At 61.9% G+C, this 15,210-nt stretch carries 16 protein-coding genes; 11 read left to right on the top strand and 5 right to left on the bottom strand.

The window, feature by feature from the left end; all coding sequences use genetic code 11:
• The first annotated feature begins 14 nt into the window (after nt 1–14).
• The 4 genes from FZX09_RS01500 to FZX09_RS01490 are packed head-to-tail and all read left to right on the top strand — an operon-like array spanning nt 15 to nt 2,864.
• On the top strand, nt 15–1,418 hold the full coding sequence (locus tag FZX09_RS01500; protein ID WP_226399330.1) for a lysine decarboxylase: 1,404 nt from the start codon (nt 15–17) through the stop codon (nt 1,416–1,418).
• A 46-nt stretch (nt 1,419–1,464) separates the two neighbouring features.
• Nucleotides 1,465–1,758, top strand: coding sequence for a hypothetical protein (locus FZX09_RS11995; protein ID WP_370624147.1), 294 nt, complete (start codon nt 1,465–1,467; stop codon nt 1,756–1,758).
• Between the two features lie 35 nt (nt 1,759–1,793).
• Nucleotides 1,794–1,967 carry a septal ring lytic transglycosylase RlpA family protein gene (locus FZX09_RS11990; protein WP_370624146.1) on the top strand — a complete coding sequence of 58 codons (174 nt, stop codon included), beginning with the start codon at nt 1,794–1,796 and terminating at the stop codon, nt 1,965–1,967.
• A gap of 30 nt (nt 1,968–1,997) precedes the next feature.
• A complete protein-coding gene (locus FZX09_RS01490; RefSeq protein ID WP_226399328.1) occupies nt 1,998–2,864 on the top strand; it encodes a phosphatidate cytidylyltransferase in 867 nt (288 codons plus the stop codon).
• Between the two features lie 6 nt (nt 2,865–2,870).
• Here the strand turns inward: FZX09_RS01490 and FZX09_RS01485 are convergent, their stop codons facing one another.
• The 5 genes from FZX09_RS01485 to FZX09_RS01465 all read right to left on the bottom strand — a co-directional run bounded on the left by FZX09_RS01485 (nt 2,871) and on the right by FZX09_RS01465 (nt 8,679).
• The gene (locus FZX09_RS01485; protein WP_226399326.1) at nt 2,871–3,491 is read right to left on the bottom strand and encodes an LmeA family phospholipid-binding protein; all 621 of its coding nucleotides are present in this window, start codon (nt 3,489–3,491) and stop codon (nt 2,871–2,873) included.
• Nucleotides 3,484–4,350, bottom strand: a complete 867-nt coding sequence (locus FZX09_RS01480) for an alpha/beta fold hydrolase (RefSeq protein WP_226399323.1) — start codon at nt 4,348–4,350, stop codon at nt 3,484–3,486. Before FZX09_RS01480 ends, FZX09_RS01485 begins: the two co-directional genes overlap by 8 nt.
• Complete coding sequence (locus tag FZX09_RS01475) at nt 4,347–5,447, bottom strand: iron-containing alcohol dehydrogenase family protein (RefSeq protein ID WP_226399322.1); 1,101 nt, start codon at nt 5,445–5,447, stop codon at nt 4,347–4,349. The genes FZX09_RS01480 and FZX09_RS01475 overlap by 4 nt, the downstream gene beginning before the upstream one ends.
• Nucleotides 5,447–7,987: an ATP-dependent Clp protease ATP-binding subunit gene (locus tag FZX09_RS01470; RefSeq protein WP_226399321.1), complete on the bottom strand. Its 2,541-nt coding sequence runs from the start codon at nt 7,985–7,987 to the stop codon at nt 5,447–5,449. The genes FZX09_RS01475 and FZX09_RS01470 overlap by 1 nt, the downstream gene beginning before the upstream one ends.
• A gap of 176 nt (nt 7,988–8,163) precedes the next feature.
• Complete coding sequence (locus FZX09_RS01465; RefSeq protein ID WP_226399320.1) at nt 8,164–8,679, bottom strand: GNAT family N-acetyltransferase; 516 nt, start codon at nt 8,677–8,679, stop codon at nt 8,164–8,166.
• Between the two features lie 3 nt (nt 8,680–8,682).
• Between FZX09_RS01465 and lysA the strand changes: the two genes are divergently transcribed.
• The 7 genes from lysA to FZX09_RS01435 all read left to right on the top strand — a co-directional run bounded on the left by lysA (nt 8,683) and on the right by FZX09_RS01435 (nt 15,200).
• A complete protein-coding gene (gene lysA / locus FZX09_RS01460) occupies nt 8,683–10,062 on the top strand; it encodes a diaminopimelate decarboxylase (protein ID WP_226399319.1) in 1,380 nt (459 codons plus the stop codon).
• Between the two features lie 22 nt (nt 10,063–10,084).
• Nucleotides 10,085–10,915, top strand: coding sequence for a diadenylate cyclase CdaA (gene cdaA / locus FZX09_RS01455; protein ID WP_226399318.1), 831 nt, complete (start codon nt 10,085–10,087; stop codon nt 10,913–10,915).
• Nucleotides 10,912–11,694, top strand: coding sequence for an isoprenyl transferase (locus FZX09_RS01450; protein WP_226399317.1), 783 nt, complete (start codon nt 10,912–10,914; stop codon nt 11,692–11,694). The genes cdaA and FZX09_RS01450 overlap by 4 nt, the downstream gene beginning before the upstream one ends.
• Complete coding sequence (gene bioB, locus FZX09_RS01445; RefSeq protein WP_226399316.1) at nt 11,691–12,686, top strand: biotin synthase BioB; 996 nt, start codon at nt 11,691–11,693, stop codon at nt 12,684–12,686. Before FZX09_RS01450 ends, bioB begins: the two co-directional genes overlap by 4 nt.
• A 318-nt stretch (nt 12,687–13,004) precedes the next feature.
• Nucleotides 13,005–13,130 (top strand): hypothetical protein, encoded by a 126-nt coding sequence (locus FZX09_RS11880; protein ID WP_255599576.1) that lies wholly within the window; start codon nt 13,005–13,007, stop codon nt 13,128–13,130.
• A 67-nt stretch (nt 13,131–13,197) separates the two neighbouring features.
• Nucleotides 13,198–14,181 (top strand): rhodanese-related sulfurtransferase, encoded by a 984-nt coding sequence (locus FZX09_RS01440; protein WP_226399315.1) that lies wholly within the window; start codon nt 13,198–13,200, stop codon nt 14,179–14,181.
• A 47-nt stretch (nt 14,182–14,228) separates the two neighbouring features.
• On the top strand, nt 14,229–15,200 hold the full coding sequence (locus FZX09_RS01435) for a DUF952 domain-containing protein (protein ID WP_226399314.1): 972 nt from the start codon (nt 14,229–14,231) through the stop codon (nt 15,198–15,200).
• Nucleotides 15,201–15,210: the final 10 nt, after the last annotated feature.

The raw sequence follows: 15,210 nt of genomic DNA, 5'->3' as shown, positions 1-15,210 counted from the left end.
ATCAGACGGATTCGATGGCGCTTCTGCCCCAGCTCACCCGTCGAATCGGTCAGCCCCTGTTTCTGCCGGCCCATGGACGGGGGGCTGCCCTTCCGGATGGACTCCGTCAATTGCTGCGCCGCCGAGCTGGCATCTGGGACCTGCCGGAACTGCCAGCCCTTGGCGGTCCGCTGGAAGCTGACGGCGCCATCGCAGCAAGCCAACGCTCCGCCGCTGCACAGATGGGTGTGGCGCGCTGCTGGTATGGGGTGAACGGGGCCACGGGGTTGCTGCAAGCTGCACTGCTGGCCATGGTCCGGCCAGGAGAGCGGGTCCTGCTGCCCCGCAATGTCCATCGCAGCCTGATTCAGGCCTGCGTTCTTGGCGACCTGCGGCCGGTCCTGTTCGATCTCCCCTTCCAAAGCGACCGCGGCCAGCCGGCACCGGCAGATGCAGCTTGGATCGAAAGGGTGCTGGAGGCGCTGCCCTCTGACGGAACACCCATCCGTGCTGCGGTTCTGGTGCATCCCACCTACCAGGGCTATGCCAATGACCCGAGGGCGGTCATTCAGCGGCTGCAGAAACAGGGCTGTTGCGTGCTGGTGGATGAAGCCCACGGCTGTCATTTCGCCGCAGGAGTGGATCACCCCCTCCCCCCAAGCGCCCTGCATTGCGGAGCTGATCTGGTGGTGCATTCCCTGCAGAAATCAGCTGCTGCTCTCGCACAAACGGCGGTGCTCTGGCTGCAGGGGGAGCGTCTGGATCCCGTGCGGGTGGAACGCAGCCTGGGATTACTGCAGACCACCAGCCCTAGTGCGCTGCTGCTGGCCTCCTGCGAAGAAGCCCTTCAACACTGGCAGCGCCGCAGGGGACGCCGGCAATTGCTGCGACGTCTGCAGGAGGCCGAAGAGCTCGGCGAGGGCCTACGCAACAGCGGCGTGCCTCTGCTGAACAACCAGGATCCGCTGCGCCTAATCCTGCACACGGGACAGGCGGGAATCACCGGCCTGGATGCCGACGATTGGTTTCTGCCACGCGGGCTGGTGGGCGAATTACCGGAACCAGCCACCCTCACCTTCTGCCTGGGGCTAGCACGCCACAGAGGGCTGGGGCGCCAAATACGCCACCACTGGCAGAACCTGCTGCGGAGCTTCCCCGATCGCGCTCCCTTGCCAGCGTTCGAAGCCCCACCGCTGCCACTGGTCACCACCACAGCACAGTCACCAAGCCAGGCCTGGACGGCGGTGCATCACCAGGTAGCGTTGAAGGGCGCAGAGGGGTGCATTGCAGCTGAATTGCTGTGCCCTTACCCCCCTGGGATCCCCCTGCTGATTCCCGGCGAACGGCTGGATCGTCAGCGGCAGAGCTGGCTGGAGCGCCAGCAACTGCTCTGGGGAGACCGAATGCCCGACACGCTGTCTGTGGTGAACGGGGTGTGAAATCCACCCCCACAGCCGCTTCAATCCATGCATTCGGCTGCGGTGGATGAAACCTCTGACATCGCTGCTATTGGCGCTGATGCTGGCCTCCTCTGTTGGGGCCAGTCCAAGGAGCGAAGAGTTCGTGATTAGGGCTATCCGGGCGAGCGAAGAAACGACAGTGATCCAGGAGGCCGCCCCGGTCAGCCCCCTACCGGCCCCTCCTCCAAAACCGATGGCGACCGACTCAGCCATTCCAAGCAAGCTGATCGAGGTGGCTCAGGGAGCCGCGAGCTGGTATGGCCCGGGGTTCTACGGCCGCACAACTGCCAATGATGAGCGCTTCCGCAGGGCACGCTGACGGCGGCCCATCGCACACTCCCCTTTGGCACCAAGGTGCGCGTCACCAATCTGAGCAATGGCCGAAGTGTGGTGGTGAGAATCAATGACCGTGGTCCGTTCAGATACCACCGGGTGATCGATCTGGCCCATGGAGCCGCATCCCAACTCAAAATGATGCAGGAGGAAGAGGTGACGGTGAAGCTCGAGATCCTCTTCAAGGGCGATTGATAGGGTGACTTGAGGAAGCCTCCAATCAACGTGATACGTGAGGTTGTCCTCGATCAGAGCCAAGCACCAGCGGCCCCAGCAGCGCTGCGCAAACGGTTGATCAGTGGCCTCGGTGTAGGCGGCTTTGGCCTGCTGGTGGTGAGCCTGGGGGGGTGGTGGTTCACCGCCGCCCTTGGGGGAGTGGTGCACCTTGGCCTGCTCGAGTTCTTCCGGATGGCGCAATTCAAGGGAATTCGCCCCGCCACCAAAACCACCTTGGTGGCCTGCCAACTGCTGCTGTTCACCACCCAGTGGGCGATCCAGGGCGGGCTCCCCGCTGATGTGGCCCATGCTGTCTTGCCCCTCTCTGGAGCCGCCATTTGCGGTTGGCTGCTGCTGCAACCGGTAACGGGTTCCATCGCCGACGTTGCGGCATCGATCTTCGGGTTGTTCTACCTGGGTTTTTTGCCCAGCCACTGGCTGAGACTGCGCGGTTTGGACAACGGTCTAGAGATCACGCTGTCGGCCTGCTTGATGATCGTCGCCACCGACATCGGCTCCTGGGCCGTGGGACGCCGCTACGGGCGACGGCCCCTCTCACCGATCTCCCCCGGAAAAACCATCGAAGGGGCGATCGGTGGATTCATCTCAGCCATGCTGATCGGCCTGGTCTGCGGGCAGCTAATGGGCTGGGCCCTGCATGGCCTGCCGGGCCTGCTGCTGGGCGCATTGATCGCTCTGTTCGCACTGGTGGGAGACCTGACCGAATCGATGATGAAACGCGATGCAGGCGTGAAGGATTCCGGTGACGTGCTGCCCGGCCATGGCGGAATCCTGGACCGGATCGACAGCTATTTGTTCACCCCAGCGGTAGTTTTTTACGCGATCGCGCTGTGCCAACCGCTGTTGGCCCCATAACCAGCGCTACGGGGTGACGCTGGCCTGACCTTTGAGGGCCAACTGACCACTCGCCAGCTGCACGTGCACGATCCGAATGGCCGGATCCATCGGAAGCAGGGTGCACGGTTCATCGGCGGTCTCCGGCCGGAAGCACAACGTTCCCTGCTCAGCATTTAGGCGGAAGCGACGGCGAGCAGGGTCTTGATGAGCAGCGACGGGCACCTGCAACTCGAGCAGATCCGCATCAATGTGCAGAGCCCCCAACGGGCTGAGGCCCATCAGCTGCTCAGCCATCCAGTCCCCGAGCCAGCGCCAGGGTTCGGCCAGCAGAGCGCTGTTGAGCTGACGGCCGTTGATGCTCACCTCTCCCTCCACCTTGAACGGCTGCTGAAGGGCCAACATCTGACCGGGACTCAGCAGCTTCATGTCCACCGCAATCGGACCGCTGCACAACTCCACGCTCTGCAAGGGCAGCCCCTGAAAACAGACATTCCTCGCCTTGAGGGTTACGCCATCCAGACGCCCCCGCAGCAAAGACCAGGTGGAACCGTTCAGGACCAGCTCGAGGCTGGCGAGGCTGTCGCATTGGCTGCGAATCCAAAGGCGCAGCGCCCCTGCCAGCACCTTGAGAACGGGATCAGCCATGGGTCAACAGCGCATGACAACGGTCAGCCACCTTGCGGGGCTGATCGATATGGGGAAGGTGGCCGCAGGAGGGGAAGGTCTCCACAGGCTGATCCAGCAAGGCCTGAAGCGCCTGTTTCTGCGGAGCACGCAGAATCCGATCATTGTCACCCCAGATCACGTGCAGTGGTTGGGAAGGCAAGGGGTCGCCAGATCCAGCAAAACCGCCGCTGCGGGCGAAGGCCGCCAACGCCTCCGCCCAACTGGGGCATTGCAGATGCAACGAGGCGATTTGCTCTTCCGGAGCTCCCACATCCGCATCTGGGTCGGCGAAGGCCTGGCGACACAGCCCCCGCCGCACGCCAGGACGACCCAGAAACCAGGCACCAACACGATCCAGCAGAGGCGGCACGGGCATCGGACGCCCCGTGAGACCGGCTGGAGCCAGCAGCAGCAGAGAAGCCACGCGCTCGGGTTTACGCCGGGCCACCTCCACGGCCACGGAGCCTCCCATCGAAGCACCGATCAGGCCCACTGGAGCATCTGTGGGAAGCCGCTCCAGCAGGGCATCGAGATGCCGCAACACAGCCTCTGGCCCGTAGGTCAGGCCAAGGGGACGCGGCGAAAAGCCAAAACCGAACAGGTCGGGGATGAACATCTGAAAGCGATCAGCCAGGAGGGGAGCCAGACGCCGGTATTCGAGAAAACTGCTGTCGAAACCATGCAGCAGCAACAACGGAGAGCCCCGGCCGACCACCGCCACCGGGAAGGGATCATCGACACCCAAGCCAGACAAATTCCACCACTGCACTTGAGCAGCTAGGGACTCGGCCTGCGGGTCAAGCAGAGCCGGCCGCAATTGATCCAGAAGCGTCTTCAAAGGTTGATGGGGCTGAGTTCCGCAGCACCCACAAGGGCCTCCAGCAAAGCACCAGGCGTCACAGCGAAGGGCAAGTGATGCAGATCGGAACCATCGCGGCAGGCGAAACGACACACCTCCTGCAACTCACTGAGGCTGGCCTGCGCCAGACCAAGATCATCAAGGCTGACGGGCAGACCGAGCTGCCGCAGCAACGGCAGCAGCTGGCGATGCGCCTGAGCTGCAAGCCGGTTACAGCCCAGACGTTCCTCTAATCGAAGCTGCACAAGAATCCCGAAGCCCACCTTCTCGCCATGGAGAATTTGGTGACAGGCCTCCAGCTGGGTAAGGCCATTGTGAACGGCATGAGCCGCAACCGTGCGGCAACGGGCACCACCAAGTCCCCCCATCACCCCTGCGGTGAGAGCACAGGCTTCGGCAGTGCGCACCCAGGCTTCACTGTCTGGATCCTCAAGCGCAGTAGGACCGTCGATCAGCAATTGATCCCGCAGCACCCGCGCCATCTGCACTGCCTGCTGAACCAGACCATCGCTGCTACTGCCGCTGCTCACTGAGGCTTCGTACCACTTGGCCAGAGCATCAGCGACACCACTGGCCAAAGTGCGCGGTGGCGCCTGACGCACAAAGCCGTGATCAAAGACAAGAAGATCGGGGCAGCGATCGAGGGCCACATCCCCTTCGAAAGCACCCTGAGAGGAATAGATGTTGGAGAGAGCTGTCCAACCGGCACAGGTGGAGGCGCTCAGTGGAACGGTGATGCAGGGAAGGGATAGGCGATGGGCCAGCAACTTGCCGGCGTCCAGCACTTTTCCACCTCCAGCGGCCAGAACGGCGTCGCAGCCCTGGGCTTCAAAAGCCAATTTGTGGAGATCCTGCTCACAGCAGTCAAACTGGAGCTGAGCCTGAACGGGGAGGAGCCCTTGGCCCTGGAGATCCACCACCAAACGCTGACGCTGCTCAGCCGTACAGGAACTGCGACCCAGCACCAACGGGCGTGAGCAGAGACATTTGATCTGAAGCAAGGACTCATCCCAGGCCCCATCCCCCCGCAAAACGCTTGCGGGGGCAATGGAGTGGGACGAGACGGATCGAACCATTAGACGCTGGCGCCGGCAAGTTGCGGTGCCGTATCCACCTGACCTTTATGGCGGACCACCACCTTCTTGTTTTCGTCAACATCAACTTCGGCATGGTCGCCGTCCTTGATCCGACCCGACAGCACTTCTTCGGCGAGGGAATCCTCGAGAAGACGCATGACGGCCCGACGCAGCGGACGTGCGCCATAGGCGGGGTTGTAGCCCTCCTCCACTAGGCGCTCCTTGAACGCATCGGACACCGTGAGGGTGATGCCCTTCTCGCCCATGCGGCCAAAGACCTCCTTGAGCATGATCTCGGCAATCTCCTTGACCTCATCGCGGTTGAGCTGACGGAAGACAATGATCTCGTCGAGACGGTTGAGGAATTCAGGCCGGAAGTACTGCTTGAGTTCCTCATTCACCAGGGAACGGATCCGGGTGTATTGAGACTCCTCAGCGCTTTCACCGGAGAACTCGAAACCGAGGCCGCCGCCACCCTTCTCGATCACCTTCGAACCGATGTTCGAGGTCATGATTATCAGAGTGTTCTTGAAGTCGACTGTGCGGCCTTTGGAGTCTGTCAGACGACCATCTTCCAGGAGTTGCAGCAGCAGGTTGAACACATCGGGGTGCGCCTTTTCGATTTCGTCGAAGAGCACAACGGTGTAAGGCCGGCGACGCACGGCCTCGGTGAGCTGACCGCCTTCGTTGAAGCCCACATAACCCGGAGGCGAGCCGATCAGCTTGCTGACCGTGTGGCGCTCCATGAATTCCGACATGTCGAGGCGGATCATCGCCTCCTCGCTGCCGAAGAAGTAGGTGGCCAGAGCTTTGGTGAGCTCGGTTTTACCGACACCGGTAGGACCAGAAAAGATGAAGCTGGCGATCGGCCGATTGGGGTTCTTCAAGCCGACCCGGGCACGGCGGATAGCCTTGGACACCGCCTTGACGGCTTCGTCCTGACCGATCAGACGCTGGTGGAGAGTTTCCTCCATGTTGAGAAGCTTGACCGACTCGCTCTCGGTGAGCTTCTGCACCGGAACACCGGTCCAGGAAGCCACGATCTGGGCGATGTCCTCCTCGTTCACCATCGGTGAGCTGTCAGAGGTAGCCGCCTCGGTAACAGCCGTTTCATCGGTTTCAGAGATGGCGTCGGTTTTGGCCTCTTCCTTGTTGGTCTGAAGCAGAGAACGGATCTGCTCACGCAGTTCCACTTCCTTTTCGCGCAGTTCACCGGCCTTGGTGAAGTCCTGATCGCGGACGGCATCCTCCTTTTCCTTTTGCACCAAACGCAGTTCTTTGTCAACTTCCTTGGCCGCGGGGGGCAGCTTCGAATTGAGCAGACGCACCCGGGAACCGGCTTCGTCGATTAGGTCGATGGCCTTGTCTGGAAGGAAGCGATCCGAGATATAGCGATCACCGAGGGTTGCAGCCGCAACAAGGGCGTCGTCGGTGATCTTGAGGCGGTGGTGCTGCTCGTAACGCTCGCGAAGGCCACGCAGGATTTCGATGGTGTCGTCGATGGATGGCTCGCCCACATTCACCGGCTGGAAACGGCGCTCTAGGGCAGCATCCCGTTCGATGTGCTTGCGGTACTCATCCAGGGTGGTGGCGCCGATGCACTGGAGTTCGCCGCGGGCGAGGGCCGGCTTGAGGATGTTGGCGGCGTCGATCGCCCCCTCAGCAGCACCGGCACCGATCAGGGTGTGCACCTCGTCGATCACGAGGATCACGTTCCCGGCCGACTTGATCTCCTCCATGATCTTTTTGAGGCGCTCTTCGAACTCACCTCGGTACTTGGTCCCGGCAACGAGCAGGCCTATGTCAAGAGTGAGGACACGCTTGTCTTCGAGAATGTCTGGAATGTCGCCCTGCTGAATCCGCTGGGCCAGGCCCTCAGCGATGGCGGTCTTACCGACACCCGGCTCGCCGATCAACACAGGGTTGTTCTTGGTGCGGCGACCCAGAATCTGGATGACGCGATCGATTTCGTTGTGACGACCCACGACAGGGTCGAGCTTCGCTTCGGTGGCGAGCTGGGTGAGGTTGTTACCGAATTCGTCGAGTGTGGGAGTTTTGGTTGATCCCTTTCCACCGCCGCCACCGCCTCCGGCAGAAACTTCAGCGGTTTCACCAAGCATGCGGATGACTTGGGTGCGGACCTTGGCCAGGTCGACACCGAGGTTCTCAAGCACGCGGGCAGCGACACCTTCGCCTTCACGGATCAGACCGAGCAGCAGGTGCTCTGTGCCGATGTAATTGTGACCAAGCTGGCGAGCCTCTTCCAGAGATAGCTCCAGCACCCGCTTGGCTCGAGGCGTAAATGGGATCTCGACGGCAACGAAGCCGGAACCACGACCGATAATTTTTTCAACTTCAACTCGAGCATCCTTGAGGTTGACCCCCATGGATTTGAGTACCTTGGCGGCAACGCCCGTTCCCTCGCCGATCAGGCCGAGGAGGATTTGCTCGGTGCCAACGAAGTTGTGACCAAGCCTGCGGGCCTCTTCCTGGGCCAGCATGATCACCTTGATGGCCTTCTCGGTAAAGCGTTCAAACATCGCTGGGCCAATGCAGTGATGCGACCAAGCTATCAGGGTTGAGAGACCGCTGTGAGTGTTCGGTCTGTTCGGTCACTTTCCAGTCTGAGACTGGCCTGAACCGCTCGAAAAATAACAATGAATCCCAGAAGATTCACCGCTTTTTTTGTCTCCCAGGGACGGTAAACCGAACAACTTCAATCCGCCGACGTGGGCGACGGCGCTGACGGAATGCGACACCACTGGATATGGGCATCGCTACCATCGGAGTAGTACCCGGAACGGGTGCCTGCGGTGCGGAAACCGGCTTTGGCGTAAAGCGCCAGAGCGGCAACGTTGTAGCTAGCCACCTCGAGAGTGGCGTGCACTGCACCGTGCTGCCGTGCCCGTTGCAACAGTGCTTGCAAAAGCAGACCTCCATGGCCACTGCGACGCCTGTCGGGATCCACAGCCACCGCAGTGATGTGCAGCTCATCGGCCACCATCCAGCCGCAGGCCACACCCAACAGGGCGTCGAGCTGCACAAGACCGATGCAGAGGCGACGGGGATCGTCCAGCTCCCGCCGCCATTGCTCTGCGGTCCAGAGGCCGTTGAGCGCCCGTTGATCCAGTGCCAGACAGGCTTGCTGCCAGGACGGATCAAGACGCAGGATCTGCGGGGTCAGTCTGCCCACTGCAAGGTCGATTCTTAGATTGCCCTCCGATGCCGCCACTACGTGACCCAAACCATCACCAGTCAACGGCCCTTCGAGGCCAAGATGGATGTGGAGAGTCCCAATCGCAACCTGACCCCGATCACCACAGGACTCGACGGCACCGACCGTCTTGTTGTTGGGGGGTGTCGTCTCAGCGATCTGGCCGAGCGTTACGGCACACCGTTGTATGTGCTGGATGAAGAGACCGTTCGGGCCACCTGCCGGGCCTACCGCCAGGCCCTGGACAAGCATTACGCCGGGCCATCCCTGCCGATCTACGCCTCCAAAGCGAACAGCTCTCTGGTGATGAGCAGCCTGGCGGCCTCCGAGGGGCTGGGTCTGGATGCCGTGTCAGCCGGTGAATTGCTGACGGCGCTGCGCGGGGGGATGCCCGGGGATCGGATGGTGCTGCACGGCAACAACAAATCCGACGAGGAGCTGCTGCTCGCCTATGCCAACAAGGTGACGATCGTTGTGGACAACCAGCACGATCTCGATCGCCTCGCTGAACTACTGCCCGCTGGAGCCGAACCGGCATGCCTGATGCTGCGCTTCACCCCCGGCATCGAGTGCCACACGCACGAATACATCCGCACCGGTCACCTGGACAGCAAGTTCGGCTTCGATCCTGACCAGGTGGAGCCTGTGCTGCGCAGCCTGATGGGACAACCCTGGGCCCAACTCACCGGACTGCACGCCCACATCGGCTCCCAGATTTTTGAACTCGAGCCCCACCGGGATCTGGCGGCGGTGATGGCCGACAAGCTGAAGCTGGCCCGTGAGCTGGGCCATCCCGTAACCGACCTCAACGTTGGTGGTGGCCTTGGCATCCGCTACGTGGAGTCGGACGACCCTCCGAGCATTGGACAGTGGATCCAGGTGGTGGCCGAAGCCGTCACCAGCGCCTGCCAGGAACGGGGCCTCGAGCTGCCGCGACTGATGTGCGAACCGGGTCGTTCCCTGGTGGCAACCGCCGGCGTGACTCTGTATTCGGTGGGCTCGCGCAAAACGATCCCGAACGTGCGCACTTACGTGGCCATCGACGGTGGCATGAGCGACAACCCTCGCCCGATCACCTACCAGTCGCTTTACACCTGCTGCCTGGCCGATCGACCCCTGGCCAAGCCAGACGAAAGCGTGAACCTGGTGGGCAAGCACTGCGAATCAGGCGATGTGCTGCTGAAGGACCTCCCTCTACCCACCACCGAGAGCGGTGACATCGTCGCCGTCTTTGCCACCGGTGCTTACAACGCCTCAATGAGTTCGAATTACAACCGGATCCCGAGGCCCGCTGCCGTTCTGGTGCATGACGGTTCAGCGGAACTGGTGCAGAAACGGGAGCAGCCGGATGACCTGCTGCGCTACGACGTTTTGCCAGAACGATTCAACGCGTTACGTTGAAAGCAGTTTTGAGAAGGTCGGAGTGAACGTGTTGGCGGTGGTGGATCCGCGCCTAGTGCTCGACGTTCTCTTTGCCTCTTCCATCGGCTTCCTGCTTTTTTCTCGCGTCAACGAGCAGCGGACCCTCTGGTTGCTTCGTGGTTGGTTGTTTCTGGTGGCGATGGCCTGGTTTGTCCAGCGCTTCGCCAACCTGCCCCTCACCACAAAGCTGGTGGACGCTCTCGTCATGGCCTGTTCGCTGTCCCTGGCCATCCTTTGGCAAGGCGAACTGCGTCGCCTGATGGAGCTTCTAGGAACCGGTCGCCTCGCTGTATTGCTGGGCAATCCCCAGAAAGAGTTCAGAGCTTCGGCTGGAACCGTTAGCCAGATCACTGAGGCCGCGGGCCGGCTGTCTCAGTTGAGACGTGGTGCATTGATCGTGGTGGACCTTGGAAGCGACTTGAGACCCGAGGATTTTCTCAATCCCGGCATCCCCATTGGTGCTGTGCTAAGTCGCGAGCTGATGCTCAACCTGTTTGCCGCCGACACCCCCCTCCACGACGGTGCCGTTCTGGTGCGGGGCAATCGAATCGAGTCGGCAGGCGTGATTCTTCCCCTGTCGAGGCACAGCGTGAGCCGTTTCGGCACCCGTCACCTGGCGGCACTCGGCATCACCGAACGCTTTGATCGATGTATTTGCATTGTGGTGTCGGAAGAAACCGGAACGCTGTCTCTGGCGAACCAGGGCAAGCTGGAACGACCGATCACCAGTTCTCGACTCCAGGAACTGCTCAGGGAGCTGTTCAGCACCGCCGAATCGATGCCGCCGGCACGACGTACGGTGGGTAGCGCTCCGTCCGAATCGCTGTCTTGAGCCGCCCTCCGGCCACCAGCACTGACACGGCCGATCGTTCGCTTCTGCCTGCGGACCTCGACCCAGGTCGGCTCCCGCAGCATGTGGCCCTGATCATGGATGGCAACGGTCGCTGGGCCCAATCCCGCGGTTTGCCCCGCGTGATTGGGCATCGTGCCGGCGTTGAAGCACTGAAGTCCACCCTGCGGCTTTGCAGCGACTGGGGCATTCAATCCCTCACGGCCTACGCCTTCTCCACGGAGAACTGGTCGCGCCCTGGGGAGGAAGTGAATTTCCTGATGACCCTGTTCGAAGGGGTATTACAAGCTGAACTGCAGGCCCTCGAGGCCGAACAGGTGCGGATTCGCTTTCTCGGCGATCTGAACGCTCTGCCCCAGAAACTGCAGGAGCTGATTGCCGACGCAACGGACCGGACGGCGGGCAACAACGGAATTCACTTCAATGTGTGCACCAACTACGGCGGACGACGGGAGCTGGTGCGAGCCGCTCAGCGTCTGGCCCAACGCGCTGCTGCCGGGGAACTGGACCCCGTCAGCATTGATGACAACAGCATCGCCGCAGAACTGTTCACGGCTGGTGAACAAGACCCCGATTTGTTGATCCGCACCAGCGGGGAACACCGCATCAGCAATTTCCTGCTCTGGCAACTGGCCTACGCCGAAATTCATGTCACCGATGTGCTTTGGCCTGACTTCAATGCCGATGCCTTGAAAGCCGCTCTGCTCGATTTCCAAAGTCGCCACCGCCGTTTCGGCGGTCTTGATCCGATCAACCCATGACCCTCAGCATCCGCCACGACTGGACCACCGAGGAGATCCAGACCCTGCTGGAACTTCCCTTGATGGAGCTGCTCTGGCAGGCTCAAACAGTGCATCGGGAAGCTAACCCTGGCTACAGGGTGCAGCTGGCCTCGCTGCTGAGCGTGAAAACGGGGGGCTGCGAAGAAGACTGTGCCTACTGCTCTCAGTCGATCCACAACAGCAGTGACGTCACGGCCTTTGAGGCCCAGATGCAGGTGGAGCCGGTGCTTCAGCGCGCCCGGGCCGCCAAGGAGGCCGGTGCTGACCGCTTCTGCATGGGCTGGGCCTGGCGCGAGATCCGTGATGGCGCTCCCTTTGAGGCGATGCTCGAAATGGTGCGAGGGGTCCGCGGCATGGGGATGGAGGCCTGTGTGACCGCGGGGATGCTCACCGACCAACAAGCGGAACGGTTATCAGAAGCTGGCCTCACGGCCTACAACCACAACCTCGACACCAGCCCCGAGCACTACGACCGGATCATCTCCACACGCACCTACCAGGAACGGCTGGAAACCCTGCAACGAGTGCGCGATGCCGGCGTCACCCTCTGCTGCGGCGGCATCATCGGAATGGGTGAAACCCTGAGGGACCGTGCCTCCATGCTGCAGGTGCTGGCCAGCATGAACCCCCATCCCGAAAGCGTTCCGGTGAACGGGCTGGTGGCGGTGGAGGGCACCCCTTTGGAAGAGCAGGCTCCCTTTGAACCGCTGGAGTTAGTGCGGATGGTGGCGACTGCGAGAATCCTGATGCCTCACGCCCGGGTGCGGTTGAGCGCCGGCCGTGAATCGATGAGCCGAGAAGCGCAGATCCTCTGCCTCCAGGCGGGGGCAGATTCGATCTTCTATGGCGATGTTCTGCTCACGACCGGCAACCCGGATGTGGAGGCCGACCGCCAACTGCTCGCCGATGCGGGGGTAACAGCCAACTGGCAAGAGGAAGCGGCGGCTCCGGCCAGCTGCTCGCCCCACTGATCAGCCGCCCCCTAGTAACGATTGGTCCACAGGCACATTGTGGGTGTCTGTGCAGGGCAAGACCGGAAAAAGCCAGTCGATGAGGCGCCGTAATTGATCCCATCGTCATCCCCTCCCTGATTGGTCTGTTTGTTCTGTCCGTGATCCTGGAGGCGATCAAAGACCACAAGCAGCGTCACCACCATCACCGCTATTGAGATCCGGCCGACAGGTCCTGCGGGGACAATCCCGACTGTCACCAGCCGGAAACACTGCACAAAAGACTCATTGTGGGTGGCGTCCCTGTTGAGCTACACCGTATAGGTCTGTGGCACAGCCATGAAGATCGACAGCGCCAACGCTCAACCCATGGGAAGCCTGATCTTTGAAGGGGGACACAAGCCCTTTCATGCCCTGGCCTGTCCCCTGAAACCGGCGGCGGTTCGCATCAGCAGGAAAGCCTGACGACCAACAACACCCGTGGAACGACCCGGCCTGATGCAGGCTGGAGGAATGTTGAACCCCTGACAGCGTGGACCCGAGCAACCTGGAGCCTGTGCTGGCGAAAGACAGCCGACTCCTGGTGGCGGCGTTTTATGCCTTCACGCCCCTGGATGACGAGCGCCGGGAGACATTGCTAAGCAGCTTGCCGACCCTGGCTTGCGATGGCAGCGTGCACGGCTCGGTGTTGGTGGCCCATGAAGGGGTGAACGGCACGATCAGTGGCCCGGAATCAGCTGTTGATGCAGTGCTGGATCATCTGCGCGCTTCCCTGGTGCTTGGCAACGACCACTACGCACTGTTGGAGGTGAAGCGCAGCTGGGCCAACAAGCCGGTGTTCCGCCGCTTCAAAGCCCGACGCAAAAAGGAGATCGTGACCATCGGCGTGGACAGCGTGGATCCCCGCACCAGCGTGGGCACCTATGTGGAACCGGACGACTGGAATGCACTGGTGGATGATCCCGAGACCCTGGTGATCGACACCCGCAACAGCTACGAAACAGCGATAGGCACGTTCGAGGGGGCCATCGACCCCAGCACCGAGAGCTTCCGCGACTTTCCGAAATGGGCAGAGTCCACGCTGCGGCCCCTGATCGAACAAAAGGGCAGCAAACGCATCGCCATGTTCTGCACCGGCGGAATCCGTTGCGAGAAAGCCAGCAGCTACCTGCAGCAAGAGGGTTTCGGGGAGGTGCACCACCTGCGCGGCGGCATCCTGAAGTACCTCGAGCAGGTACCGGAAGCCGAGAGCCGCTGGCAAGGGGAGTGCTTTGTTTTTGATCAACGGGTGGCGTTGAACCACCAGCTGGAACCCGGCGAGCACAGCCTTTGCCACGCCTGCGGCCTGCCGGTGTCAGCCCAGCAACGCGAATTGCCTAGCTACATCAAGGGGGTTCAGTGCGTGCACTGCGTGGATCTCTTCACCGATGCCGACCGTGAACGCTTCGCCATGCGGCAGCGTCAGATCGATCAACGACAGATCGACCAACACAACATCGACCGGCAGCAAGCCTGAGCAGTCATGCCGCATCGGACAATCCCTGCCAGGGACAACCCGATGCCTTGCCGCCGATCCTTTACAGCTTCAGACGCTGCCCCTACGCCATGCGCGCACGCTGGGCCCTGCTGGAAGCAGGACTTCTCGTGGAGTGGCGGGAGATCGCCCTGAAGGCCAAACCGGCTGAGATGTTGGCGGTCTCCCCCAAGGGCACGGTGCCCGTGTTGGTGCTGCCGGACGGCACGGTGATCGAGGAAAGCCTGGCCGTGATGGAATGGGCCCTTGCTCAGGCGGACCCTCGCGAGCTGCGCAACACCGGCGATGCCTCAGCGCTGATCGAGCAGAACGACGGTGCTTTCAAACATCATCTGGACCGGTTCAAGTACACCGACCGCTACCCAGGCACCAACAAAGAAGAGCAACGCGCCGCCGGGCTCGCCATCCTGCAAGGCTGGAACCAGAGGATCGCTGATCAGGGCTGGCTGCTGGGCGAGCACTGCTCGATAGCAGATGCCGCCCTCTGGCCGTTCGTGCGGCAGTGGCGCATCGCTGATCCAGAGAGATTCGACAACGACAGCACTCTGAAGTCCCTACGCCACTGGCTCCAGCGATTCCTGGAGGATCCCCGATTCGAGCGGCTGATGCAGCGCGCCGACCCCTGGAATGCCGGGGGGCAGCAACATCACTTCCCCGCTGATGCCATCGCGGTGCCCCTGGATCAACCGCTGTTTCACCTGGCCCTCAAGGCCGACTGGCAGGCCGCCCAGGCCAGCGGCAGCTACCGCATCTCCACCCGGGGGATGACGCTGGATCAGGTGGGCTTCATCCACTGCTCATGGCAGGAGCAGGTGAAGGCCACATTGGTGCGTTTTTATGCGGACGCTGGCGAGGTGCTTCTGCTGGAGATTGATCCCGCCGCAGTAAACGCTCCCCTACGGGCCGATGCCATTCCCACCGGCGAACTGTTCCCGCATCTCTACGGCCCGCTGCCCCTGGAGGCGGTGCGTTCGGTCGTCGCCATGACCGCGGCAGCATGAGCACGGCCAC

Origin of the sequence: Synechococcus sp. MU1643 (assembly GCF_020514095.1) — a bacterium.
GTDB lineage: Bacteria > Cyanobacteriota > Cyanobacteriia > PCC-6307 > Cyanobiaceae > Parasynechococcus.
The sequence above is the reverse complement of the archived record's forward strand: the minus strand, read 5'-3'. Positions and strand labels throughout refer to the sequence as shown.